A 26,140-nucleotide genomic window follows, 5' to 3' on the forward strand; every position below is an offset into this window, starting at 1 on the left:
CGTTTCCGATCCGAATTCCGTTTCCGGTGGCCGTTGGAGGGCCTTGCCTTTCGGCTTCACCGACTTTATCAGAATTTCTCCGAGTCGATTTCCACCCCCGCCGGTGGGCTCCTCCGAAGACCGTTGAGTGCTCCGGGTTCCCCTCTGGCGGAGCCGTAAACGTACTGGAGCGGGGCTCCTCGATGCAAATCGAGGAGCCCCGCCGGGTGTTCAGCGCCGGTGTGGTGCTGAGGGGGTGTCAGGGGTGACGTCAGACCTCGACGACCACGGGAAGGATCATCGGACGACGGCGGTAGCTGTCGGAGACCCACTTGCCGATCGCGCGCCGTGCCAGTTGCTGGAGCTGGTGCGGGTCCACGACCCCGTCGGAGGCCGACTTGGCCAGGGCGTCCTCGATCTTCGGGATGACCGCGGAGAAGGCGGAGTCCTCGATACCGGAGCCCCTGGCCTGGATATGCGGACCGCCCACGATCTTGCCGGTCGTACTGTCGACGACCACGAAGATCGAGATGATGCCCTCCTCACCGAGGATGCGCCGGTCCTTGAGCGAGGTCTCCGTGACATCGCCGACCGAGAGGCCGTCCACGTACACGTATCCCGCCTGCACCTTGCCGACGATCTTGGCGATGCCGTCGACCAGGTCCACCACGACACCGTCCTCGGCGATGACGCAACGGTTCTTCGGAACCCCGGTCAACGCGCCCAGTTCGGCGTTGGCACGCAGATGGCGCCACTCGCCATGGACCGGCATCAGGTTCTTGGGCTTGCAGATGTTGTAGAAGTACAGCAGCTCGCCGGCCGAGGCATGGCCGGAGACATGGACCTTGGCGTTCCCCTTGTGGACGACCGTGGCGCCCCATCGCGTCAGTCCGTTGATGACGCGGTAGACCGCGTTCTCATTGCCGGGGATCAGCGAGGAGGCCAGGATCACCGTGTCGCCCTCGACGATCCGGATCTGGTGATCGCGGTTGGCCATCCGGGACAGCGCGGCCATCGGCTCGCCCTGGGAACCCGTGCAGACCAGCACCACCTCGTCGTCCCGGAGGTCGTCGAGGGTCTTCACATCCACCACGAGACCGCCCGGCACCCGCAGATAGCCGAGGTCACGGGCGATGCCCATGTTGCGGACCATCGAGCGGCCGACGAAGGCGACCTTGCGCCCGTACTCATGCGCCGCGTCGAGGATCTGCTGGATGCGGTGCACATGGCTGGCGAAGCTGGCGACGATGATGCGCTTCTGCGCGTTGCCGAAGACCTGGCGCAGCACACCGGAGATATCGCGCTCCGGCGGTACGAACCCGGGGACCTCGGCGTTGGTGGAGTCCACCAGGAGCAGATCGATGCCCTCCTCGCCGAGCTTGGCGAACGCGGGCAGATCCGTGAGCCGGCCGTCGAGCGGCAGCTGGTCCATCTTGAAGTCGCCGGTGTGCACGGCCATGCCGGCCGGGGTGCGGATGGCGACCGCGAGGGCGTCCGGGATGGAGTGGTTGACCGCGACGAACTCGCACTCGAAGGGGCCGATCCGCTCGCGGTGCCCCTCCTCGACCTCGAGGGTGTACGGACGGATCCGGTGCTCCTGGAGCTTCGCCTCGATCAGGGCGAGCGTCAGCTTGGAGCCGATCAGCGGGATGTCGGGCTTCTCGCGGAGCAGGAAGGGGACGCCGCCGATATGGTCCTCATGGCCATGAGTGAGGACGATGCCGTCGATGTCGTCGAGACGGTCCCGGATGGATGTGAAGTCCGGCAGGATCAGGTCGACTCCGGGCTGCTCCTCCTCGGGGAAGAGCACCCCGCAGTCGACGATCAGCAGCCGGCCGCCGTACTCGAAGACCGTCATGTTCCGGCCGATCTCACCGAGGCCGCCGAGCGGGGTGACGCGCAGACCGCCCTCGGGGAGCTTCGGCGGAGGGCCGAGCTCTGGATGCGGATGACTCAAAAGACTCTCCTCACCACGCACGCCACATGCCCCCTGGGCACATGGCGCGCGTGACATTCGTGCACTTGCTGATGTGTCTGTATGCAGTTGTGAAGTATGAAGGTGCGAGCAATCGCCTCTTTGCTTAGAGCTGTACCCCGCCGGCGGCGAGATCGCGCTTGAGCTGTTCGGTTTCCTCGGCGGTCAGTTCGACCAACGGCAGGCGCAGCGGCCCCGCGGGCTGGCCCTGGAGGGCGAGCGCGGCCTTGGTCGTGATCACACCCTGGGTGCGGAACATGCCGGTGAAGACCGGCAGCAGCTTCTGGTGGATCTCCGTTGCCTTCGCGACGTCGCCCGCGAGATGGGCCTCGAGCATGGACCGCAGCTCGGGGCTGACCAGATGGCCGACCACGGAGACGAAGCCGACCGCGCCGACCGACAGCAGCGGCAGGTTCAGCATGTCGTCGCCGGAGTACCAGGCGAGGCGGGAGCGGGCGATGGCCCAGCTGGCGCGTCCGAGGTCGCCCTTGGCGTCCTTGTTGGCGACGATGCGCGGGTGCTCGGCGAGCCGGACGATGGTCTCGGTGCCGATCGGGACACCGCTGCGGCCCGGGATGTCGTAGAGCATGACCGGCAGGCCGGTGGCGTCGGCGATGGCGGTGAAGTGCCGCAGGAGGCCCTCCTGCGGCGGCTTGCTGTAGTACGGCGTGACGGCCAGCAGCCCGTGGGCACCGGCCTGCTCGGCGGCGCGGGCGAGTTCCACGCTGTGCCGGGTGTCATTGGTGCCCGCTCCGGCAACGACGTGGGCGCGGTCGCCGACCGCCTCCACCACGGCACGTACGAGCTGGGCTTTCTCCGCATCGCTGGTGGTGGGGGACTCGCCGGTGGTGCCGTTGACGATCAGTCCGTCATTGCCGGCGTCCACCAGATGAGCAGCGAGTCGCTGGGCGCCGTCGAGGTCGAGCGCGCCGTCAGTGGTGAATGGCGTGACCATGGCGGTCAGCACCCGCCCGAAAGGGGTCTGCGATGTGGATGTCGGTGCCATGGGCTCCACGCTACTCGTAGCGCGACCCGCGGCGCTCGCTCGGGGCGGCGGACGGTGCGAAGAGATGGGACCCGGCACTGCCTGCTCGGGGGTTCAAGCAGTGCCGGGCCCGTTTGTTCAGCCTAGATGAACTTCTCGAAACGCCGCAATACGGACACTTCACCCGATGATCCGTCCGAGGCGCGGGCCCCGGGCCATGGGGGCGGCTACGGAGCCACTCGGCCGTTGGCGTTGAAGGCGGCGTGGGTGAGCGGCATCAGCCCCGCCCAGTGCGCCTCCATCCGCTCCCCCACCATCTCGATCTCCCGCTGCGGGAACGAGGCCACCGCGGCCTGCTCGTGCTGGGTGCGCAGCCCCAGAAAGTGCATCAGCGAGCGGGCGTTGCAGGTGGCGTACATCGAGGAGAACAGGCCGACCGGGAGCACGGCCCTGGCCACCTCGCGGGCCACTCCGGCGGCCAGCATCTCCTGGTACGCCTCGTAGGCGTGACGGTACGCGTCCTCCATGACCCGGCCGGTCAGCTCGTGCTGCGCCGGGGTGCCCTCGACGAACTCGTACTTCCCCGGGCGGCCCTGCTGGACCAGCTTGCGGGCCTCCCCCGGCACGTAGAACACCGGCTCCAGACGGCGGTAGCGACCGGACTCCTCGTTGTACGACCAGCCCACGCGGTGCCGCATGAACTCGCGGAAGACGAAGATCGGGGCGCTGATGAAGAAGGTCATCGAGTTGTGCTCGAACGGGCTGCCATGGCGGTCCCGCATCAGGAAGTTGATCAGGCCCTTGGAGCGCTCCGGGTCCTTGGTGATCTCCTCGAGGGACTGCTCACCCGCGGTGGACACCCGCGCGGCCCACAACACATCGGAGTCGGCAGCGCTGTGCTTGACCAGCTCGACGGTCACATCGCTGCGGAAACTGGCCTTCTCGATCTCGGCGGGGATCTCGGTCACCGGGCGGGTCCTTCCATGGTGCGTCGCTCAGGGCGGCGCCCAGCTTACGGGGCACCACCGACAGCCCCGCTCAGCAGAAATTTTTGACTTAAGTCGTCGGATCCGGGCACCCAATCGCTCATTCACACGTCCTACACAATGAAGTACTCACGTTCGAGGTTCCAAGGAGAGCCCGCAGATGTTCCGCCGGCGAGAGCCCGTGCCGTTCGCCTTCGTCGCCGAAGCCGACCGATTCCGCAGCAATGTCACTCCACCACCCCGCCCCCGCGCCACACCGTCCCAGATCGCCGGACGGACCTTGATCGGGCTCACGATCGTCGCGGGGTTCATCGGCTCGTTGATGTTCGGGATGCCCGCCCTCGACAGCCAGTCGCACCCCACCCACCAGATCCAGCAGCCAGAGGCGTCCGACGGACGCTGACCGGCCCTGGGATAGCCTCACCCAGCACAGGCCCATCCGGACATGTGTGTGAGTGAGGAACTCCCGTGCCCCTGCCCTTCCTGACCGCCGACCGCGCCCGTGACAACGACGCGGCGGCCGGAGCGGACCCGCTCGGCTACGAGGACCCGGACCGCTGGCGCCGTCCCTACCGGCCGGGGCCCTGGAGGGTCGGGGGCGCCGCTGTTCTGCTGCTGCTCGCCTCGTACGTGCTGTTCTCCGCCATGATCATCGCGATGGCGGGATCGGTGTCCGCGGCCGGGGTCTGCGTCGGTTTCGCGGCGCTGATGATCGTGACAGCCGTAAGGCTGGTACGCAGCGGTGTGGTGGTGAGCTCCCAGGGGCTGCGCCGGAACGGCTTCCTGCGCAGCACCACCGTGCGCCGGCAGGACATCGCCGCGATACGCACGGTCCAGCAGCCGGTCCGGTGGCTGGGCCTGCCGCGCACCGTCCAGGGGCAGGCGCTGCTGCTCCAGCCGGTGCGCGGTGGAGCGCCGGAAACCCTGATCACCAGCCATGACGCCGACTTCCTGGGCCAGGCGGAGAGCTTCGAGAGGGCCGCCGACGCGATCGAGAACTGGGCCGCCAGCCACAGCTGAGCCGCCCGCTGGGACGCTGCCCACCGCTGAGCCGTACGGCTGCGGAGGGACACCGCCCGGCCCCCTCATCCGTACCGCCGCGGGCGGCCGGGGTCAGCCGCCGGCCGCCCGCACCGGTTTGCCGTCGTGCAGGGCGATGGCGCGCTGCATCGCCTTACGGGCACGCGCGGTGTCCCGGGCGTCGTGGTACGCCACGGCGAGCCGGAACCAGGACCGCCAGTCGTCCGGCGACTGCTCGGTCTCGGCCCGGCGCTTGGCGAAGACGGCGTCCGCCGAGTCCCGGTCGATCCGCCCGCCGGGCGTCCGTACCAGCTCGTCGACCGGGAGCCCGCCCTCCGCCTCCAGTTCCCGGGCCAGCCGGTCCGCGCTCCGCGCGAACTGCGTGGTCTGCCACAGGAACCAGGCGCCGATGAGGGGCATCACCAGCACCGCCACGCCGAAGACGACCGTGACCGGGGTGCCCTCCCGGATCAGCAGCACCCCGCGGTCGCCGACCAGCACGAAGTAGACGACCAGGACGGCCGCGAGAACGAAATATGTGATCTTTGCGCGCACCGCTGTGCCCTCAGTCCAGATCGAGGAAGTGTTCCAGGCCGAAGGTCAGGCCGGGGGTGGTCACCACGCGGCGAACGCCGAGCAGGATGCCGGGCATGAAGCTGCTGTGGTGGGTGGAGTCATGGCGGAGGGTGAGCGTCTCGCCCTCGCCGCCCAGCAGGACCTCCTGATGGGCCAGGAGCCCGCGCAGCCGCACCGAGTGCACCGGCACCCCGTCCACGTCCGCGCCCCGCGCCCCGTCGAGCGCCGTGGCGGTGGCGTCCGGCTGCGGGGCGCAGCCGGCCTCCCGCCGGGCCTCGGCGATCAGCTGCGCGGTGCGCGCGGCGGTGCCGGAGGGGGCGTCCACCTTGTTGGGGTGGTGCAGCTCGATGACCTCGACCGATTCGAAGAACCTGGCGGCCTGGCGGGCGAACCGCATGGTCAGCACGGCACCGATGGAGAAGTTCGGCGCGATGAGCACACCGGTGGCCGGCGAGGCGTCGAGCCAGCCGCGCAGCCGCGTCAGGCGCTCGTCCGTCCAGCCGGTGGTGCCGACGACGCCATGGATGCCATGGCGGACGCAGAACTCGAGGTTGTCCATCACCGAGGCCGGTTCGGTCAGCTCGACCGCCACCTCGGCGCCCGCCTCGACCAGGGTCTCGGGCTTGTCGCCCCGCCCCAGCGCGGCGACCAGCTCCAGGTCCTCGGCGGCCTCCACGGCTCGTACGGCCTCGGAGCCGATCCGGCCCTTGGCGCCGAGGACGGCCACACGCAGCTTGCTCATCGATCCTGTTTCCTTCGATCCGGGAGGCTCTGGCACGGACTTGACCGGCGTACGGACTGAGCCGAGCGACGGACTGAACCGACGTACGGACCGGCCCGGCCGACGGGCTAGGCGACGGCCTCGTCGAGACGCGCCGCCTGCTTGTCCTTCAGCGGGCCGATGACGGACAGCGAAGGACGCCGTCCCAGTACATCGCGCGCCACCTCGCGCACCTCGTCCGGGGTGACCGCCGCGATCCGCTCGAGCATGTCGTCCACCGACATCTGCTCGCCCCAGCACAGCTCGCTCTTGCCGATCCGGTTCATCAGCGCGCCGGTGTCCTCCAGGCCCAGCACGGTGGAGCCGGAGAGCTGGCCGACCGCGCGCCGCAGCTCCTCGTCGCTCAGGCCGTTCTCGGCGACCTGGACGAGCTCGTCGCGGCAGATCTTGAGAACGTCGTGCACCTGGTTCGGGCGGCAGCCGGCGTAGACGCCGAAGAGCCCGCAGTCGGCGAAGCTTGAGGTGTAGGAGTAGACGCTGTAGGCGAGGCCGCGCTTCTCCCGGACCTCCTGGAAGAGCCGGGAGCTCATCCCGCCGCCGAGCGCGGTGTTGAGCACCCCGAGCGCCCAGCGGCGGTCGTCGGTGCGCGGGATGCCGGGCATGCCGAGGACGACATGGGCCTGCTCGGTCTTGCGGTTCAGCAGCCCGACCTTGCCCGCCGTACGGATCGCACGGGTGCCGGCGCGCGGGGCGACCGGGGCCGCGTCGGTGCGGGACAGGGCGCCCGCCCTGTCGAACGCGGCGTGCACCTGGCGTACGACGTCGTCGTGGTCCACGTTGCCCGCGGCGGCGACGACCAGGTGGGTGGGGTCGTAGTGCTTCCGGTAGAAGCGGGCGATCTGGTCGCGGCCCAGGGCGTTGACGGAGTCGACGGTGCCCAGGACCGGGCGGCCGAGCGGGGTGTCGCCGAGCATGGTGTGGGCGAACAGGTCGTGCACGCAGTCGCCCGGGTCGTCCTCGGTCATCGCGATCTCTTCGAGGACGACACCGCGCTCCGCGTCCACGTCCGCCGCGTTGATCACCGAGCCGGTCAGCATGTCGCAGACGACGTCGATGGCCAGCGGCAGATCGGTGTCGAGCACCCGCGCGTAGTAGCAGGTGTACTCCTTGGCGGTGAAGGCGTTCATCTCGCCGCCGACCGCGTCGATGGCCGCGGAGATGTCCAGCGCGGAGCGCCGCCGGGTGCCCTTGAAGAGCAGATGCTCCAGATAGTGGGTGGCTCCGCCGAGCGTACGGGTCTCGTCGCGCGAGCCGACGTGCGCCCAGATGCCGAAGGTGGCCGAGCGCACGGAGGGGAGGGTCTCGGTGACGACGCGCAGGCCCCCGGGGAGGGTCGTCCTGCGGACCGTGCCGATGCCGTTCTCGCCCTCGAGAAGCGTTTGGGTACGGGCGACGGCCCGCGCCTCCGAGGAGGTGCGGGCCGTCGTCACGGAATCGCGGGACGTCACTTGGCGCCCGCGGCGGAGCCGCTGTCGGACGCAGCGTCCTTCGTCTGGGGCTTGGCCTCGGCCTTCGCCTCGTCCGCCTCGGCGCCCTCCTCGTCCTCGATGACGGGGATGAGGGAGAGCTTGCCGCGCTGGTCGATCTCGGCGATCTCGACCTGGACCTTGGCGCCGACCTTCAGCACGTCCTCGACGTTCTCCACGCGCTTGCCACCGGCGAGCTTGCGGATCTGCGAGATGTGCAGCAGGCCGTCCTTGCCCGGGAGCAGGGAGACGAACGCACCGAAGGTGGTGGTCTTCACGACCGTGCCCAGGTAGCGCTCGCCGACCTCCGGCATGGTCGGGTTGGCGATGCCGTTGATGGTCGCGCGGGCGGCCTCGGCGGCCGGGCCGTCGGCGGCACCGATGTAGATGGTGCCGTCGTCCTCGATGGTGATGTCGGCGCCGGTGTCCTCCTGGATCTGGTTGATCATCTTGCCCTTGGGGCCGATGACCTCACCGATCTTGTCGACCGGGATCTTCACGGTGATGATCCGCGGCGCGTTGGGGGACATCTCGTCCGGGACGTCGATGGCCTCGTTCATCACATCGAGGATGTGCAGCCGGGCGTCGCGGGCCTGCTTGAGGGCCGCGGCCAGCACGGACGCCGGAATGCCGTCCAGCTTGGTGTCCAGCTGCAGCGCGGTGACGAACTGCTTGGTGCCGGCGACCTTGAAGTCCATGTCGCCGAACGCGTCCTCCGCACCGAGGATGTCGGTGAGGGTGACGTAGTGGGTCTCGCCGTCGATCTCCTGGGAGATCAGGCCCATGGCGATGCCCGCGACCGGGGCCTTCAGCGGCACACCGGCGTTGAGCAGCGACATCGTCGAGGCACAGACCGACCCCATGGAGGTCGAGCCGTTGGAGCCGAGCGCCTCGGAGACCTGGCGGATGGCGTACGGGAACTCCTCGCGCGTCGGCAGCACCGGCAGCAGCGCCCGCTCGGCCAGGGCGCCGTGGCCGATCTCGCGGCGCTTGGGGGAGCCGACGCGGCCGGTCTCACCGGTGGAGTACGGCGGGAAGTTGTAGTTGTGCATGTAGCGCTTGCGGGTCTCGGGCGCGAGGGTGTCCAGCTGCTGCTCCATACGGAGCATGTTCAGCGTGGTGACGCCCAGGATCTGGGTCTCGCCGCGCTCGAACAGCGCCGAGCCGTGGACCCGCGGAATCGCCTCGACCTCGGCGGCGAGCGTACGGATGTCCGTGACGCCGCGGCCGTCGATGCGCTTCTTCTCCTTGATGACGCGCTCGCGCACCACGGTCTTGGTCAGCGCGCGGTACGCGGCGGAGATCTCCTTCTCGCGCCCCTCGAACTGCGGCAGCAGCTTCTCGGCGGCCACGCCCTTGACGCGGTCCAGCTCGGTCTCGCGCTCCTGCTTGCCCGCGATGGTCAGCGCCTGGGCCAGCTCGTCGCGGACGGCGGCGGTGAGCGCCTCCAGGACGTCGTCCTGGTAGTCGAGGAAGATCGGGAACTCGGCGGTCGGCTTGGCGGCCTTGGCGGCGAGGTCGGCCTGCGCCTTGCACAGGACCTTGATGAAGGGCTTCGACGCCTCCAGGCCAGCGGCGACGATCTCCTCGGTGGGAGCCTCGGCACCGTCCTTGACCAGCTGGATGGTCTTGTCGGTGGCCTCGGCCTCGACCATCATGATCGCGACATCGCCGTCCTCGAGCGCCCGGCCGGCGACGACCATGTCGAAGACGGCCTCCTCCAGCTCGGAGTGGGTCGGGAAGGCCACCCACTGGCCCTTGATCAGGGCGACGCGGGTGCCACCGATGGGGCCCGAGAAGGGCAGTCCGGCGAGCTGGGTGGAGCAGGAGGCGGCGTTGATCGCGACCACGTCGTAGAGGTGGTCGGGGTTGAGCGCCATGACCGTCTCGACGACCTGGATCTCGTTGCGCAGGCCCTTCTTGAAGGACGGACGCAGCGGGCGGTCGATCAGACGGCAGGTGAGGATCGCGTCCTCGGAGGGGCGGCCCTCACGGCGGAAGAACGAGCCGGGGATGCGCCCCGCCGCGTACATCCGCTCCTCGACGTCGACCGTCAGCGGGAAGAAGTCGAGCTGGTCCTTGGGGTTCTTGGAAACGGTGGTGGCCGACAGCACCATGGTGTCGTCGTCCAGGTAGGCCACGGCCGAACCGGCGGCCTGACGGGCCAGGCGGCCCGTCTCGAAACGGATGGTGCGGGTGCCGAAGGTGCCGTTGTCGATGACCGCTTCGGCGTAGTGGGTCTCGTTCTCCACCAGGGAAATCTCCTCTTCTGCGTCCCTCGTCCGTGTGACGGTGGACGGTGGTGGAGCAGCGCCCCGGGCCTTACTGGCCGGCGGCCGGGCCGGTCTTCGATCGAAGCCACCGGAATTGCCAGTTCCGGGAGCCACTACCGAGGACCGGCTCCTGTGGCGCCGGTGCGGCGGGAATGAGGCGCTCCTCCTCGTTCGTTATGGCGTTGTTGGGACCAGACTACAAAGCTTCGGCCGTCATCACGACGGCTGTACTGTCCGTCCCCTACGGTACGTAGCGATGACACTACGCACCGGCGTGAAGACCGTACGGGTCACGGTCGGCCGACCTTTGGCTGAAACCGTACGGCGCCACCTATGGCAAAGGGAGCGGCCCCCGTCGCGGGAACCGCTCCCTCCTCGGCGTCCTACTTTGCGCCCGCCGCACCCCGGCGGATGCCCAGGCGCTCGACCAGCGCACGGAAGCGCGTGATGTCCTTCTTCGCCAGGTACTGCAGCAGGCGGCGGCGCTGGCCGACCAGGAGCAGCAGACCCCGGCGGGAGTGGTGGTCGTGCTTGTGGGTCTTGAGGTGCTCGGTGAGGTCGGAGATGCGGCGCGTGAGCAGCGCGACCTGGACCTCGGGGGAGCCGGTGTCGCCCTCCTTGGTGGCGAACTCGGTCATGATCTGCTTCTTGGTAGCGGCGTCGAGCGACACTCGGTACTCCTTGCTTTCGTCATCAGCCGCCGAGTGCCCCTGGTCGTTGTCTCAGGGGATCTTCCGTGACTCGGGAGGCGGGGTCCGCTGGGCGCTGTCTCCCGAGACTCGGAAGCCTCCGGGGACGCGTACGCAAACGGCCAGCACACAGGGTACCAGCGTCGGAGGCCGCCGGGGTCGTGGGTGCCCCGGTGGGGGTGTGAGCGGGGCTAGAAGACCGGCATCGCGGTGAGGGTGCCGGACTGCAGAGCGAACACCCGGTTCCCGGCCGCCGCGAGCCGCCAGCCTCCCTCGGCCCCCGGGGCGTACGGCCAGGCGGCGCTTCCGCTGCGGACGTCGACCGCCACCACGCCCTGGTCCCCGCGCTCGTCGAGGGCCGCCCACACACTGCCACCCTCGGCGACGGGAGCGTCAAGGGGGTGGTCGTCGGACGCGAACGGCAGCGTCCACATCTCCGCCCCGTCCCCCGCCCGCCGCGCCGAGAGGTCGGTGCCGTCCACGGCGTACACCACGCCCTTCCGCACGGCCGGTGCGGTCCAGCCGGTCCCGCCCTGACCGGCATGGGCCCACTTCTGCTCGCCGCTCGCCAGGGCAAGGGCTCTCAGGCTCTTCCCGCCGAGGTAGACGACGCCGTCCGCGACGGCGGGGGCGAGGGCCGCGGGGGACCCCTGCTCGCGGGGGCCCCAGGCGGTCCCGCCCGTACGGGTGTCGAGGGCGGCCACGCCGCCGTTCGATCCGTGGATCACCAGACGGCCGTCGGCGACCGCTGCCCGCGCGGGTGCCCTGGCGGATGTGGCCACGGGCGCCGGGACGGTCCACAGCGTGCGGTGCGAGGTGAGGTCCACGGCGCGTATCCGACCGCCGCGGGTGGCCAGGTAGGCCGCGCTCTCGTCGGCGCCCAGCAGCACCGCCGCGTCGGCACCCGGCACCGACCACCGCTTCCTGCCGTCCTTGGTGCCCAGCCCGAGCAGGGCCCCCTTGGCGTCGGCGGTAAGGATGACGTCGTCGGACTCGGCGAGCACCCGGGCGGTGGTGGCGGCCGTGGGCTCGGAGGTCCACCGCCGCTTCCCGTTCCGCACGTCGTACCCGCGCAGCGCGCCGCTGGGGGTCGCGACGACCACGAGGTCGTGGACGGGCAGCGGAGCGGGCAGATCGGTGCCGGAGCCCTCGGCGACGCGGACCGGACCCCACAGCGGCTGTGGCGCCGTTCCTTCGTCATAGCGCGACAGCGGCTCGGCCTCCCAGGGCCGCCCGCCGGCCTCCTCGTCGCCGCGCAGCAGCCACCACGCGACGCCTCCGCCACCCGCCGCGAGCACTGCGCCGCCCGCGGCGAGCGTGCCGATGAGCCGCCGCCGGGAGGGGCCCGTACGGTCGCCGGGCAGGGCGGCCATGCGCCGGGCGTCCGCCTCGCGCCGCGCGATGTCCTGCGCGAGCGGTCCGCTCCTCCAGACCCGGTCCGCGCCCCGGGGCGGCGCCAGCGCCTGACCGATCCGGTCAAGCCCGGGCCGGGCCCCGGCGTCCTTGGCCAGACAGGGCTCGACCAGGGACCGCAGCGCCCCCGGCACCGCGCCCAACTCCGGCTCGCCGTGCACCACCTGGTACTGCACGGCGGCCACATGGCCGCCCTCGTAGACCGGCCGCCCGCCCGCCGCGTAGGCGAGGACGACTCCGAGGGAGAACACATCGCCCGCTGGGCCGGTCCGCTGCCCCAGGACCTGCTCGGGCGGGGCGTAGCCGGGGGTGGCGACGGTCTGCCCGGTGGTGGTCAGCGTCAGCCCGTGCTCGGGCCGGGCGATCCCGAAGTCGATGACCCTGGGGCCGCGGGAGGTGAGCACGATGTTGGACGGTTTGAGGTCGCGGTGGACCAGCCCGGCACCGTGGATGTCGTGGAGCGTACGGACGAGCGCCGCTCCCAACGCCCTTACGGCGGGCTCCTCCAGGGCCCCGTACCGCTCCACGGCCTGGTCGAGCGTGGGCCCGGCGAGGAACTCCGTGGCGATCCACGGCCGCCCGCCCTCGGTCCGCGCCGCGAGCACCCGCGCCACCCCGTCGCCCCGCACGGCCTGGGCCGCGTGCGCCTCGCGCACGAAACGCTGGGCCATATGGGGGTCATGGGCCACCTCGGGCCGCAGTACCTTGATCGCCGCGATCCGGCCCTCGGAATCCCGCCCCAGGTAGACCTGGCCCATGCCGCCCGCGCCCAGAACGCCGATGAGGCGGTACGGGCCCAGGCGCAGCGGATCGCCGGTGCCAAGGGGTTTCATGGGAGAGGTCTCCTGGTCGATGAGGGGTTGATCGGGGCGGCGAGGCGGCGGTGCGGGCCAGGCGCCGGGTCATTCCAGCGGGATGGCGCACACGGTCTTGCCATTGGTGATGACGACCAGGCCCGCGTGGCGGTGTGCCCGCATCACGGAGGCGGACATGCCGTCCTTGTCACCGGAGGGCCCCTGGAAGGTCCACGCCGTGCGATGGGTGCGGAGGTCGACGGCCCTGGCCCAGCGATCCTTCTCCGGTGAGGCGTAGAAGTACTTCTCGCCGACGACCGGAGTGGATTCATAGGCTTCGGAGGAGGCCGCCTGGTGGGCCGCCCCCTTCTCCTGCCACAGCAGCCGCCCGCTCTTCGCGTCCAGCGCGACGAGGCCGCTCCTCCGCTCGACGCTGTAGACCACACCGTCCTTGACGACCGGCGGGCCGTAGTGCTCCATCCGCGGGTCGTAGCTCTCCCCGGTTGTGCGCTCCGCGCCGAACCGCCATGCGGTCGCGCCGTCGGTGGTGCGCAGCGCGATGAGCTCCCGGCCACCGGTGAACACATGCTCGTCGGCGGCGGCGAAGGCCCTGTCCAGGGAGATCACCGCGTCGGATCCGAGCGGAATCCGCTTCGACCAGCGCTGGGCCCCGCGGTGGGGGTCGATGGCGATGGCCTCCTCCCCCGAGAAGCGCAGGAGTGTCGCACCGGCGGATGCCGCGGCGACGGGGTCGCTGGTACCCGCGGCGATGGCACGGGCCCAGAGCCGCTTCCCCGTACGCAGGTTGACGGCCAGACGCTGCTCGCCGCCCTTGGCGTATGCCTCGGAGAACAAGGTGCCGTCCATCACGGCGAGGAGTTTCGGTTCGAGGCCCAAGGAGCGGGAGCGAGCGATCGGGGTCTTGAGATTGCCCGTCTCGAGGTCGACGGGAGCGATCGCGGTGGCGCCGCTCTCGTCGTCCGCCTCACAGGCGAGGAGCCGGTCCCCGTCGACGACGACGGGGAGGGTCCGGTCGCTCTCCCCGCGCTTCTCACCGGTCTCCGCGTCCACGCACAGGAACCCGTTGTCGTGGACGATGACGACATGGTCGCCGACGATCAGGGTCTCGAGGTCCGTGGTCGCCCCGGGGACGGACACCTTCCACACCAGACGCGGACCCACACCGGCAGGGCGGCGGGTGGAGCGGGGCGCCGCGTCCGTACCGCCGCTGGATTCCTCGGGGCCGAGCCAGGCCCACGCCCCGGCCGCCCCACCGGCGACGAGCGCGCCGCCGCCCACTGCCGCGATCAGCTTCCGCCGGGAGAGCGCTGCTCCCACCCGGCGCGGCCAAGCGGTTTCGGTGCGGTGCTCCGGCTCCCGGGGAGCCGGGAGCCTGCTGGGCGGGGCCTCCCATACGACCGTGCAGCGCCGGGCGATATCGGCGAGGACCACATCCGGCAACTGGTCCGCGAACCGCCGGAGGTCACCCGCGTGATGGGCGCCCGTACGAAGCCGCTCTCCCAGCTCCAGGGTGCCGGGCCGCTGCCGGGGATCCTTGGCGAAGCACGGCTCCAGTACGGTGCGCAATCCCCCCGGCAGCCCGGACAGGTCGGGGTCGGTGTACCGCACCCGGTAGAGCAGATCCGCGGGCTGTCCGCCGCCGAAGGGCGGGCGGCCGGTGGCCGCGAAGACGAGCACTCCGGCGAGGGCGAACACATCGCCAGCGGCGGTGTGTTCACCACCGGAGACCTGTTCCGGCGACATATAGGCGGGCGTTCCGGCCGCCGCGCCCGTACGGGTGAGCCGGTCGTCGCCCACCGCGCGGGCGATGCCGAAGTCGATGACCTTGGGGCCGAGCGCGGTCAGCAGGACGTTGGAGGGCTTGAGGTCGCGGTGGACCACATCGGACCTGTGCAGCTGGGCGAGCGCGTCGCACAGGCCGGCTCCCAGCGCCCGTACGGCCTGCTCGGGCAGCGGCCCGGCGAGGGCGACCGCGTCGTCGAGCGGCGGGCCGAGGACGTATTCGGTGGCCAGCCAGGGCGTTGGAGCCAGCGGATCGGCGTCGACGACCTGTGCGCCGTACTGTCCGCCGATGACGCGTGCCGCGTCGGTCTCCAGCCGGAACCGGGTGCGGAATTCGGCCTGCTCGGCGTAGTGCGTGTGCACGGTCTTCAGGGCGACCATCCGTCCCTTGGGCGAGCGGCCCAGATAGACCGTGCCCATTCCGCCCCCGCCGAGCCGGGCGAGAAGGGTGTACGAACCGAGGGCTCGCGGATCGTCGTGGGTGAGGGGAGAGACCATCGGTATCCGTATCAGTCCACTGGCAGGGCGTAGAGGATGGTGCCGTTCAGGACGAGGACGATTCCGGGCGCGACGCCGACGACCTGGCCCGGCACGGCGGCTCGTTGGCCCTTCCCGGCGAGCGCCGACCGCCATCGCGGCGAGCCGTCCGCCGCGTCCAGGGCCTCGATCTCCGCGTCGGTCACCTGGAGGACCGTGGCGCCCGAGTGGCTGACCGCGGTCTCGCCCCTCGTCCACGAGGACTCCAGGGGGACGGCACTGCGGCGCCGCCAACGCGTGCTGCCGGTGCGCACATCGACGGCATAGGTGGTGGCGCGGGAATCGGTGGCGTACACCGCCTGCCCATGAGCGGCCGGAGTGCCGGACACCCTTCCCCTGGTCGCGACCCGCCAGCGCGCCTTACCGTCGGCGAGGTGATACCCCCTCAGCATGTGCTCGTCGCAGGAGACCAGGAGACCTCCCGGAGCCACCAGACGCCGCTCGGCGCTCTCGTCCTTCATCTCGGCGAATTCTCGCGTCCACAGCTTCCGGCCGCTGCGGCGGTCGAGGGCCAGATACGAGGAGGTGCGCTCGCCGTCGTCCTCGTCCCCTTGGCTCGGCAGCAGGAGCCTGGAGCCGAGCAGAAGCGCGGTGGTGTTGCCGTCTCCCCGATACGGAGCGGGGAGCGGCGCACGCCATATCTCCTTGCGCCGCACGGAGTCGTAGCAGACCACCGCGTGGTCCTCGGTCCCCGTGCCCCCACTCGCGTACTTCCTGGTCAGGAACCAGCAGATGTCCTTGTCGGCCGCGAGGAATTGGTAGATCGCCGGGCCCTCCACTCCGTCGTACCGCCGCTCCACCCCCTTGATGCGGCCCGTGGCGAGTGAGACCACGGAGAAGGCCGAGGTGTCCGGGGAGACGAAGGTGCCGTTGCCGAGCAGGGTGAGGGCGGACATGGGATAGAGCTTGTCGCGCGACCAGATCTTCTTGCCGGTCCGGAGATTGAGCGCGGTCACGGAGTCGGCGGTCCAGACAAGGGCGGTTTTGCCACGCCAGAGCAGCGGTGTCTGCTGTGGCTCGCTCCCGAGGTCGTGGCGCCACAGCGGAGCGGGCGCGATCCCGCGCCGAGCGGACGTCTCCCCCGATCCCGTCCCCTCGCCGACCGCCCGCCAGCCGGCCGCTCCGCCCGCTCCGAGCACGAGGCCGACCGCTCCGGAGAGGCCACCGACGACCACGGCGCGCCGGGAGCGAACCTGCGGTGGGGTGGCAGCCGCCTCCTCGGTGAGCGCGTGGGCGGACATGGGAGCCCGCGGCGGATAGGCCGCGGCCTGCCGGGCAAGGGCGGTCGCCACGGCGTCGGGCAGACGGCCGACGGCTTCGGGGGCCGATGCCGCCCGGAGTTCCCGGGCTACCGTGCCCGGCCGGGGCCGCTGCCCGGGATCCTGGGCGAGACAGACCGCGAGCAGCTCTCTCAGCCCATCCGGCAGTGCCGCGCGCATCCCCTCGGCCACGTCCCGGCGGCCCGTCGCGGCGTAGCAGAGCACGGCGCCCAGCGCGTAGACATCTCCCGCCGGGCTGGGGCGTTCACCCGCTCGCTGCTCCGGCGGCAGGGAGCAGGCATCGACCCCGGGCGACGCCCCTTGGTCCGGGCCGTTCAGCGCCGCCGCTCGCGCCAGTCCGTACCCGGTCAGCCGGGGCCCGTCCGTCATGAGCAGTGTGGCCTGCGGCGAGATCCCGGCGTGTACGAGGCCACCCGCATGCCAGTTCGCGAGGGCGTGCGCGAGGACCGCACCGAGTGCGCGCACCGTGGGTTCGGGCAGCGGACCGTCGTACGCGGCCAGCGCCGCGGGAAGCGGCAGGGCGGGGAAGCAGGCGTAGGCGACCCAGGGGAGATCCGCGTCCGGCCCGGCGACGTCGATCACGGGGGCCGCCCAACCCCCGGTCAGGCGACGGGAGTTCTCGCCCTCCGACCGGAACCGCACCCGGTATCCGGGGTCGTCGGCGAGGGTTTCGTGCGGCAGCATCAGCACGGCCGCGCGGCCGGTGCGGTCGTCCCTGGCGATACGGCGGCGCGCGTCGTCGGCGTGCCCACCGGCGTCCAGCGTGCCGATGACGCGGTACGGGCCGAGCCGTGTCGGTTCGGCCGGTCGCTGCGGTTCCATTCGCTCCTCCGGACAGCCGTGGCTCAGCTCAACGGCAAGGCGTAGACGCTTCTCCCGCTGGTGACGACGGCCAGGCCGTCCGTCACGGCCATCCGCCGCCGCGATGCGACGGACCCCTTGTCCGCCGCGGCACCGAGGTCCATGAAGCGCCACCGCAGGGCGCCGTCCCCGGCGTCGAAGGCGTCGACCTCCACGTCATTCGCCATCAGCACCGTGCGCCCGGACGGATCCACGGCCGTGTCGGGTGTGCGCGCTCCGGACAGCGGCTTCATCGCGAAGGCGTAGGTGCGCTGCCATCGCACCTCTCCCGTGACCGTCGACAGCGCGTGGACCGCGTAGCCTCCGTCGGTGGCGTACACGACGTCGCCGTGCACGACCGGAGCGCCGAAGTCGGCGGTGTGCCCGGATCCGGCCTCGCCCTTGGCCTTGACGCTCCACGCGGAGCCGCCGCCGTCCGCCAGGCCGTATCCGCGCAGGGTGTTGGTGACAGCGGCGATGAGGGTGTCACGGCCGTCGGTGGTCACCGGCCGTCCGGCGGTCACGCCCTCATAGGACCGCCGCCACCGCCGCGTCCCCCGTTCCCGGTCGAAGGCCAGGAACATCTCGCCCCGCACGACGAGGGTGTCCTTCGTCAGATACCCCTCGTCGAAGCCGTCGGGCAGCGGGCCGCGCCAGAGCTCTTCCCGCCCGGCGAGGTCGTAGGCGATCACGAGACCGTCGTCGGCCGCGCCGGTCCCCCGGCGGCCCGCGGCGAGCCAGACGGTCCCACCTTCCGCCGCCAGCAGGGCGGCGTACGGGGTGCGTCCGCCCGGCCGGAAGCTCCTCGGCCACCACTGGATGTCGCCGGTTTCGGCGGACAGCGCGGCGAGCCCGTCGCCCGGGACCAGGATCGAATCCTTGCCGATGGCCAGAAGCCGTCCCCTGGGGCGGACGTCGTCCTGCGTCCAGAGGCGCTTGCCCGTACGGAGGTCGATTCCGGTGACGGCCGCGTCGTTCGCGACGACGGCGACCTTGTCCGACCAGATGAGCGGAGGGTGTGCCGGTGGCCCACCGGCGACGTCATGGCGCCACAACGGTGTGGGCGGAGCGCCGGTGAGCCGACGACGGGAGTGGTTGGCCGCTGCCAGGCGCTCGGCCGGGGTGGGCGGAGGGTCGTCCTCGGCGGTCGCCATCCACATCGCACCGCCGCCGAGCGCGAGACCGGCCGCACCAGAGGCCGCCCCGCTGAGCAGGGCTCGCCTGGAGGGGCGTACGGCGTCCTGCCGAGGCGGACTCCCGGCGAGGGTCGCACCGCCCGGCAGGCGGGTCGGCGCGTGCGGGGCGCCGGGCGGGTCTCCCCGGCGCACGGCGCCGGGTTGGGGCGCGCCGGATGCCTCTCCCGGGATCGGCGTGCCCTCCCTCAGCTTCACCGGCGCGCCGTCCTCAAGCGGCGCGCCCACCACCGCCTCCGCTTCCACCGGCCCGACTTCCGGCCCGACTTCCGGCCCGACTTCCGGCCCGGCTTCCGGCCCGGCTTCCGGCTCGACCTCCGCCGCCAGCGTCGCCGCGGACTGCTCGGCCAGCGCGACGACCACCGGTGCCGGCAGCCAGCCGGGACTCAGCAGCGCCGCCGCCCTGCCGAGACCCCCGTCCACCGCGGTCGAACCGGGCCCACCGGCAGACATCGCCGCGGGCGGTCCCGCGGACCCACTGTCGAGCACCGTCGGCGTGGGCCCCGAGGGTGCCGCCGTCAGACTCGCCGACAGCGGGAACCGCATACCCCGGGTCAGCCCGTCCACCAGTGCCACCGCCGTCGGCCGCTCCGCCGGGTCCGGAGCGAGACACGGGAGCACGACGCTCCTCAGCTCCTCCGGCAGATCGCCCGCGGCGGGCAGCCGCCGCCCGGTCGCCGCGTACGCCAGCACCGCGCCCAGCGCGTAGACGTCCCCCAGCGGCCGCGGGCGCCCGCCCGCGGCCTGCTCCGGGGGCAGGGCGTCGGCGGCCAGTCCGGAGAGCCCCACTCGACCCTGCCCGTCGGGTCCCGCTGCCCGTACCGCGCCGAAACCTCCCAGCCAGGGCCCGTCACCCGCCACGAACACGTTCCCGGGTGCGATCCCCGCGTGGGTGAGGCCCGCCTCGTGGATCTTCGCCAATGTCTCGGCCAGTGCCGCTCCCAGCGCACGTACGGTCCGGACCGGAAGCGGCCCTCCACACATCCGCAGCACACCCGGCAGCGGCAGCATCGGGCGGTACGGAAACGCACTCCACGGGGGTTCGGGCGCGCTGTCGGAGATCTCGACGGGGGCGAGCCGGGCAAGCGGCCAAGCGCCGCCGAGCCGTCGGGCGCTCTCCGCCTCCGTCAGAAAGCGGCTGCGGTACGCCGCGTCGTCGGCGAGCTCGGCGGACGGAGTGCTGATGAGCACCGTACGGACCCCACCGGCACTGCGAGCGAGTAAGAGGCGGGCGGCCGCCGGGTCTTCCTCACCGGGAGCCAGCCTGGCGACGATGTGATACGGCCCGAGCCGCCGCGGGTCGTCCCCGCTCAGCGGTTCCACCCGCGCCTCCCGAACTCCCCGGGCAGCCGTATGGAGGACGGCTCTCCCGGAGGAAGGGCCTGGCCCTCAGCCACTGGTCAGGCTCCGTGCCGAGCTGTAGACGTCCAGCACCGCGAGGCACAGGGGCACCAGGGCGAGCAGGAAGGCGCTCTCGGCCAGGTCGGACAGCCGTCCCCAGAAGGGCGACAAACCGTTCTTGGGAATGATCAGCGCGACGGCGATGATCAAGCCGGCCCCCATGGTCACGGCCGCGGCGAGCCAGATCGTACGGATGTCCAGCGGTCCGCGGTCGTTCTCGGTCAGGAGCTTGATGACCGCGTCGGCCGGCGGGTTCAGCGACAGGCCCAGGACGAGCAGGGCGAGGGCGAGCAGACCCGCGCCGAAGACGGCGGCGACCTGGGCGGTGTAGCGGAAGAGGCGGGCGCGCAGCAGCATCGCCAGACCGGCCGCGAGCGCGAGGAGCTGCGGCCACGCGCCATCGGAGAAGCCGAGGACCGCGGCGGCACCGACGACGACGGCCGAGCAGCCGCCCACCATGCCCAGCAGCATCTCGTGGCCGCGCCGGGTCTGGGCGGCGATGCGGTGGATGTCGAGGGGCTCGGCGTCCGGACCGGCGTCGAGCTCATCGGCCGAGGAGTGGGGCGCGGCGTATCCGATGGGCAGACGGGCGACTCGGGCCGACAGACCCGGCAGGAAGGCGATCACTCCGATCGCGACGACGGCGCACACGGCGGCCGTCTCGGTGGCCCCGGTATCGGTGACGATCTCGCAGAAGGTGGCGAGGGTCCCGACGCTCGCCGCGAACACGGCGGCGACGAAGGGAGCGTCGCCGCTGGGCATGACGACGACCAGGACGGCCGAGCCGACGAGCACGGTGACGCAGCCGAGCAGGAACTGGAGCCGTCCGACGCCCTCCCCCGCGTCCAGGGCCAGGATCCCCGATCCAGCGATCATGAGGTGGGGAAGGGCGGACAGGCCGAGGGCGATGGCGGAGGCGCGGTCCTCGTACACCCGCGCCCGCACCCCGGCGAGGGCGGTCAGCAACACGCCGACGGCGGCGGCGATGATCCCCGGCAGGCCGTGCATGTCGTGCTTGACCGGATCGGCGAACCAGAGCACGAAGCCCATGAGGATCAGCAGCAGCGCCCCGCCGAGCAGCCCGGCGGCACGCAGGAACCGGTCGTTCCACAGCGTGCGGTCGCGTGTGACCGCGGAGGCGATCGCATCGGACACATCGTCGTAGACGGCGGGGGGCAGCGACTCGGCGAAGGGCCGCAGGGCCAGCAGTTCCCCGTCCAGAACCTGCTGGGCCAGGAGGGAGCGGCCGCTGTCCAGCACGGTGCCGTCACGTCGCACCAGGTGGTAGCCGGTGGGAGCGCCGGCCGGCTGCGTCTGCCCCGTCAGGCGCAGGATCTCCGGGTAAACGTCGGCGACAGGGATGTCCTCCGGGAGGGCGACATCGATCCGGCTGTCGGGCGCGACGACGGTCACCCTGCAGAAACCGGTTGTTGCGGACGTACTCACGTGTAGGGCCCCCTGGTTCGGTCTGCGACATCGCCGGTGTCATGCGCGCGGCGGCCACCCTACCGGGGCTCAGAAGCTGATACGTCGATAGGATCGCTGACTCGCGGAGGGAGGCCGTCGCCACGGGGGTGCCGGACGAGAACTGTCCTTCCGTGCGGAGGGATGAGGGATCCGGTGAGCCAGGTCGTCGTCAAGCGCCAGCCACGGGCTCTGCCGCCCGAGGTGCCGACCGAGGAACTCCGCCTCGAGCCACCCCCGGAACTGCCGCGCGGGCAGCAAGAAGGCATGCTGATGCAGCTGCTGCCGACGCTTGGCATGGGCTCGTCGATGGTCTACTTCTTCATGCCGGGTGCCGCCCCGATGATGAAGATCATGGGCGTGATGATGATGCTCTCCACGCTCGCCATGACCATCGCCATGATCACGCGGCATCGGCAGGGCTCTCAGGGCCAGCGGGCGGACATGCGCCGCGACTACCTCAAGTACCTCGCGCAGACGCGCCGGACCGTACGGCGCACGGCCCGGCGGCAGCGCGACGCGCAGTTCTATCTGCACCCCGCTCCGGAGCAGCTGTGGGCGATCGTCGCCGAAGGCAGCCGGGTGTGGGAACGGCGGCTGACCGACGACGACTTCGTGCAGGTGCGGCTCGGACTGGGCACGCAGCAGCTCGCCACGCCCCTGATCGCCCCCGAGACCGCCACCGTGGACGAGCTGGAGCCGCTGACGGCAGGCGCGATGCAGCGCTTCCTCGCCACCCAGGGGTCGCTGGACAACCTGCCCATGGCGGTGTCGCTGCGCGCCTTCTACCACATGACCGTGTCCGGGGCTCCGGAGCAGGTGCACGGGATCGCCAGGGCACTGATCGCCCAACTGGCCACCCTGCACTCGCCGGAGGACCTCGTCATCGCGACGGTCGCCTCCCGCGGCGCGGCGGAGGAGTGGGAGTGGACGAAGTGGCTCCCCCACGCCCAGGTGCCGGGGTCCTTCGACGGCGCCGGCTCGCGGCGGCTGTTCGGCGACTCCCTCGCCGAGGTGGAGGAACTGCTGAGGGGGCGGCTGGACGGCCGTACCCGCTTCAGCAGGGAGGGACAGCCGCTCCTCGACCAGCCGCATCTGGTGCTCGTGCTCGACGGGGCGATGGTGCCGCCGGACTCGGCGTTCGCGGCGCCCGAGGGTCTGCAGGGCGTCACCGTCATCGAGGTCCTGACGGGCGAACTCGACGAGCCGCGCGGCGGTCTGTCGATTGTCGTACGGCCGGGCAGGCTGCAGCTGGAGTCGCAGGTCGCCGGGTACGACGGCATCCCCGACGCACTGTCCGTGGAAGCGGCGGAGGCGCTCGCGCGGCAGCTCGCGCCGCTGCGCATGGGCGGGGACGACGACGATGAGCCGCTGCTCGCCAACCTCGACTTCACCGAGCTGCTGGGGCTGGGCGACGCCGGTTCGGTGGATGTCTCCCGCACCTGGCGGCCGCGCTCGCTGGCCGAGCGGCTGCGGGTGCCGATCGGCGTCTCGGAGGACGGCTCCCCGGTCATGCTGGACCTCAAGGAGGCGGCCCAGGACGGTATGGGCCCGCACGGCCTCTGCGTCGGCGCGACGGGTTCGGGCAAGTCGGAGCTGCTGCGGACCCTGGTGCTGGGGCTGGCGGTCACGCATTCGTCCGAGACCCTCAACTTCGTCCTCGCGGACTTCAAGGGCGGCGCCACCTTCGCGGGCATGTCGGAACTGCCTCATGTGGCCGCGGTCATCACCAACCTCGCCGACGACCTCACACTGGTCGACCGCATGCGCGACTCGATCACCGGTGAGCTGCAGCGCCGTCAGGAGCTGCTGCGTGCGGCGGGCAACTACGCGAACATGCACGACTACGAGAAGGCGCGGGCGGCCGGGGCCCCACTTGAGCCCCTGGCATCACTCGTTCTGGTGATCGACGAGTTCAGCGAGCTGTTGACGGCGAAGCCGGACTTCATCGAGATGTTCATCCAGATCGGCCGTATCGGCCGATCGCTGGGTGTGCATCTGCTGCTCGCCTCGCAGCGGCTGGAGGAGGGCCGTCTGCGCGGACTGGAGACGTACCTCTCCTACCGCATCGGTCTGCGCACCTTCTCCGCCGCCGAGTCCCGTACGGCCCTGGGCGTGCCGGACGCCTACCACCTCCCCCCGGTGCCCGGCTCCGGCTATCTGAAGTTCGGCACGGACGAGATGACCCGCTTCAAGGCGGCGTACGTCTCCGGCACGTATCGCACGGGCCCCGCGCAATTCGACAGCGCGTCCCTGCCCATCGAGCGCCGTCCGGTGCTCTTCACGGCCGCCCCGGTTCCGGTGACGTACGCCGCCCTGGACCCGGAGCGGCTGACCGCCCCGGCTCGGCCCGAGGACGACGCGCTGGCGGAGACGGTCCTGGACGTCATCGTGAGCCGTCTGGAGGGCCAGGGTCAGCCCGCCCACCAGGTCTGGCTGCCTCCCCTGGACGAGGCACCTTCGATGGACGAGCTGCTGCCGCCGCTGGCCCCCACACAGGAGCGGGGTCTGCAGTCGGCGGACTACGCCAGGCCGGGCGGTCTCGTCGTTCCCCTGGGCCTCATCGACAAGCCCTTCGAGCAACGGCGCGACATCCTCTACCGCGACTTCTCCGGCGCCGCGGGCCACATGCTGGTCGTGGGCGGCCCGCAGTCCGGCAAGTCCACCCTGATGCGCACGTTGATCACGGGCTTCGCCCTCACCCACACCCCCGCCGAGGTGCAGTTCTACGGACTCGACTTCGGTGGTGGCGGTATGAGCGCCATCGCGGACCTTCCGCATGTGGGCGGGGTCGCCTCCCGTCTGGACCCCGAGAAGGTGCGGCGGACCATCGCCGAGGTCTCCGGTGTGCTGGCCCGGCGCGAGGAGTACTTCCGCGCCAAGAACATCGATTCCATCGGCACCTACCGACGCCAGCGAGCGGCCGGGCAACACGCCGACCAGGGCTGGGGCGATGTCTTTCTCGTCATCGACGGCTGGGGCAACTTCAAGGCCGAGTACGACATGCTGGATGGCGTCGTCACCGATATCGCCGGCCGAGGGCTCGGCTACGGCGTCCACGTCGTCATCACCGCCTCCCGCAACATGGAGGTCCGCGCGTCGCTGAAGGACCAGCTGCTCAACCGGCTGGAGCTGCGTCTCGGTGACACGATGGACTCGGAGTTCGACCGTAAGGTCGCCGCGAACGTCCCGGTCGGTGTCCCCGGCCGCGGTCAGCTCCCGGAAAAGCTCCACTTCATGGGCGCTCAGCCGCGTATCGACAAGGGCAACGACCCCGACACCATGACGGATGCGACGACCGAACTGGTCCGCGCGGTCAGCGCGGCCTGGTCCGGCCCGCCCGCCCCGCGCGTGCGGCTGCTCCCGCGCAAGCTCCGCGCGGACGAGCTGCCCAAGGGCTTCGAATACCCGCAGCACGGCATTGCGATCGGTATCGACGAGACAAACCTGGAACCGGTGTTCATCGATTTCGAGACGGACCCGTTCTTCGTCATCTTCGGTGAAAGCGAATCCGGCAAGACATCGCTCATCCGCCTGATCGCCAAGCAGATCATCGAGCGGTACGGCCCGGACGAAGCGAAGATCGTGGTCGGCGACTACCGCCGCTCCCTGCTCGGCGTCATCCCGGACAGCCATCTCCTCGAGTACGCCCCGATCGCGTCCGCCCTGGAACTCCACGCCAATGCCCTGAACGGGCTGATGGAACGGCGCGCCCCCAAGCCGGACATCACCCCGCAGCAACTCCGCGACCGCAGTTGGTGGACCGGCCCCCAGTTCTTCGTCATCATCGACGACTACGAACTGGTTTCCACCAGCAGCGGCAATCCACTGGCAGTTCTCACCGAGAACCTGCCCTTCGCCCGCGACGTCGGCATGCGCTTCATCATCGCCCGCAATTCCGCGGGCGCCTCCCGTTCGATGTTCGAAACCTTCATGCAGCGAGTGAAGGAACTCGGCGCCCAGGGCATGGTGCTCTCCGGCGACCCCGGCGAAGGCGACGTCTTCGGCGGAGTCCGCCCCCGCCCCATGCCGCCCGGCCGCGGTTTCTTTGTCTCCCGAAAGCGCGGGGTACCGCTGACCCAGGTGGGGTGGCTGCCGGAGCAGTAGGAGTGAACACGGTGGGCGAGGCCCCACCCAGTTGCTAGCTTTTGACGCACAACTGCCGTGCGGGCCAAGCGGCTTCATACATTTTGGGGGAAAGTATGACGTTCGACGACGAGTGGTCCCAGCTCCGGGCCGCAGCCGCAGACAAGCAGTCGACGCATATGCGCCTCAACCGCGCGGACGGTGGAGGCACGACCGGTACACCCTCTCAAGGCGATCTGGTCGTGAACCAGGACGACCTGGGCCGGGTCGGCCACGAGGCGTACATGCTGCACGGCCGCCTCAAGAAAGCCGGCGACATCACCCGCGGCGCCAAGGATGACGGATCGACCGCCAAGGCGGCGACTGTGCTCTCCTCACACCACTTCACCATGGGCGATGCCCTGACCACGACAGCGATGATGTGGAACGATCAACTCAAGACGCTCCTACAGGCATGCGCTCATATCTCGAACCATCTCGACTACACAAAAAAGTCGCATTCCAATGAGGATGCGAAGATCGCCGCGTCCATGGCACGGAGGGACGGCGGCGCCATGCCGGTCTCCGAAATCTCCAAGTACTACAAGTAAGGGGACTCG

General features: G+C 71.0%; 17 protein-coding genes. 4 read left to right on the plus strand and 13 right to left on the minus strand.

Annotation, left to right across the window (positions count from 1 at the left end):
* Positions 1-250: 250 nt before the first annotated feature.
* The 3 genes from NP777_RS41400 to thyX all read right to left on the minus strand — a co-directional run bounded on the left by NP777_RS41400 (position 251) and on the right by thyX (position 3,907).
* Entirely contained in the window at positions 251-1,936 is a 1,686-nt protein-coding gene (locus NP777_RS41400; RefSeq protein ID WP_256655343.1) for a ribonuclease J, read from the minus strand.
* Positions 1,937-2,060: 124 nt separating this feature from the next.
* Positions 2,061-2,960, minus strand: a complete 900-nt coding sequence (dapA, locus tag NP777_RS41405) for a 4-hydroxy-tetrahydrodipicolinate synthase (RefSeq protein WP_256655344.1) — start codon at positions 2,958-2,960, stop codon at positions 2,061-2,063.
* A gap of 206 nt (positions 2,961-3,166) precedes the next feature.
* Positions 3,167-3,907: an FAD-dependent thymidylate synthase gene (gene thyX, locus NP777_RS41410; protein WP_256655345.1), complete on the minus strand. Its 741-nt coding sequence runs from the start codon at positions 3,905-3,907 to the stop codon at positions 3,167-3,169.
* A 178-nt stretch (positions 3,908-4,085) separates the two neighbouring features.
* Between thyX and NP777_RS41415 the strand changes: the two genes are divergently transcribed.
* Both NP777_RS41415 and NP777_RS41420 read left to right on the plus strand, forming a co-directional pair.
* Entirely contained in the window at positions 4,086-4,328 is a 243-nt protein-coding gene (locus NP777_RS41415; RefSeq protein ID WP_216345251.1) for a hypothetical protein, read from the plus strand.
* A 65-nt stretch (positions 4,329-4,393) separates the two neighbouring features.
* The gene (locus NP777_RS41420; protein ID WP_256655346.1) at positions 4,394-4,945 is read left to right on the plus strand and encodes a hypothetical protein; all 552 of its coding nucleotides are present in this window, start codon (positions 4,394-4,396) and stop codon (positions 4,943-4,945) included.
* A 93-nt stretch (positions 4,946-5,038) separates the two neighbouring features.
* Here NP777_RS41420 and NP777_RS41425 read toward each other — a convergent pair whose 3' ends face one another.
* From NP777_RS41425 to eccD, 10 genes are all read right to left on the minus strand, one after another.
* Entirely contained in the window at positions 5,039-5,500 is a 462-nt protein-coding gene (locus tag NP777_RS41425) for a tetratricopeptide repeat protein (RefSeq protein WP_020868049.1), read from the minus strand.
* Positions 5,501-5,510: 10 nt separating this feature from the next.
* The gene (gene dapB / locus NP777_RS41430; RefSeq protein WP_256655347.1) at positions 5,511-6,263 is read right to left on the minus strand and encodes a 4-hydroxy-tetrahydrodipicolinate reductase; all 753 of its coding nucleotides are present in this window, start codon (positions 6,261-6,263) and stop codon (positions 5,511-5,513) included.
* A gap of 107 nt (positions 6,264-6,370) precedes the next feature.
* Positions 6,371-7,750 carry a M16 family metallopeptidase gene (locus tag NP777_RS41435; protein WP_256655348.1) on the minus strand — a complete coding sequence of 460 codons (1,380 nt, stop codon included), beginning with the start codon at positions 7,748-7,750 and terminating at the stop codon, positions 6,371-6,373.
* Positions 7,747-10,020, minus strand: a complete 2,274-nt coding sequence (locus NP777_RS41440; RefSeq protein WP_256655349.1) for a polyribonucleotide nucleotidyltransferase — start codon at positions 10,018-10,020, stop codon at positions 7,747-7,749. Before NP777_RS41440 ends, NP777_RS41435 begins: the two co-directional genes overlap by 4 nt.
* Positions 10,021-10,424: 404 nt before the next feature.
* Complete coding sequence (gene rpsO, locus NP777_RS41445; protein WP_020868053.1) at positions 10,425-10,712, minus strand: 30S ribosomal protein S15; 288 nt, start codon at positions 10,710-10,712, stop codon at positions 10,425-10,427.
* 209 nt (positions 10,713-10,921) lie between these two features.
* The gene (locus NP777_RS41450) at positions 10,922-12,976 is read right to left on the minus strand and encodes a protein kinase domain-containing protein (RefSeq protein WP_256655350.1); all 2,055 of its coding nucleotides are present in this window, start codon (positions 12,974-12,976) and stop codon (positions 10,922-10,924) included.
* 69 nt (positions 12,977-13,045) lie between these two features.
* On the minus strand, positions 13,046-15,238 hold the full coding sequence (locus NP777_RS41455; RefSeq protein ID WP_256655351.1) for a protein kinase domain-containing protein: 2,193 nt from the start codon (positions 15,236-15,238) through the stop codon (positions 13,046-13,048).
* 11 nt (positions 15,239-15,249) lie between these two features.
* Positions 15,250-17,379: an outer membrane protein assembly factor BamB family protein gene (locus NP777_RS41460; RefSeq protein ID WP_256655352.1), complete on the minus strand. Its 2,130-nt coding sequence runs from the start codon at positions 17,377-17,379 to the stop codon at positions 15,250-15,252.
* Positions 17,380-17,402: 23 nt separating this feature from the next.
* Positions 17,403-19,913: an outer membrane protein assembly factor BamB family protein gene (locus tag NP777_RS41465; protein WP_256655353.1), complete on the minus strand. Its 2,511-nt coding sequence runs from the start codon at positions 19,911-19,913 to the stop codon at positions 17,403-17,405.
* A gap of 66 nt (positions 19,914-19,979) precedes the next feature.
* Positions 19,980-21,437: a type VII secretion integral membrane protein EccD gene (eccD, locus tag NP777_RS41470; RefSeq protein ID WP_256655354.1), complete on the minus strand. Its 1,458-nt coding sequence runs from the start codon at positions 21,435-21,437 to the stop codon at positions 19,980-19,982.
* A gap of 174 nt (positions 21,438-21,611) precedes the next feature.
* On the opposite strand from eccD, the gene eccCa reads away from it, so the two are divergent.
* Together eccCa and NP777_RS41480 are read left to right on the plus strand one after the other, a co-directional pair.
* Positions 21,612-25,562, plus strand: coding sequence for a type VII secretion protein EccCa (gene eccCa, locus NP777_RS41475; protein ID WP_256655355.1), 3,951 nt, complete (start codon positions 21,612-21,614; stop codon positions 25,560-25,562).
* 95 nt (positions 25,563-25,657) lie between these two features.
* Positions 25,658-26,131 carry a hypothetical protein gene (locus NP777_RS41480; protein ID WP_256655356.1) on the plus strand — a complete coding sequence of 158 codons (474 nt, stop codon included), beginning with the start codon at positions 25,658-25,660 and terminating at the stop codon, positions 26,129-26,131.
* Positions 26,132-26,140 lie beyond the last annotated feature (9 nt).

Origin of the sequence: Streptomyces rugosispiralis (assembly GCF_024505145.1) — a bacterium.
Taxonomy (GTDB): Bacteria; Actinomycetota; Actinomycetes; order Streptomycetales; family Streptomycetaceae; genus Streptomyces; species Streptomyces rugosispiralis.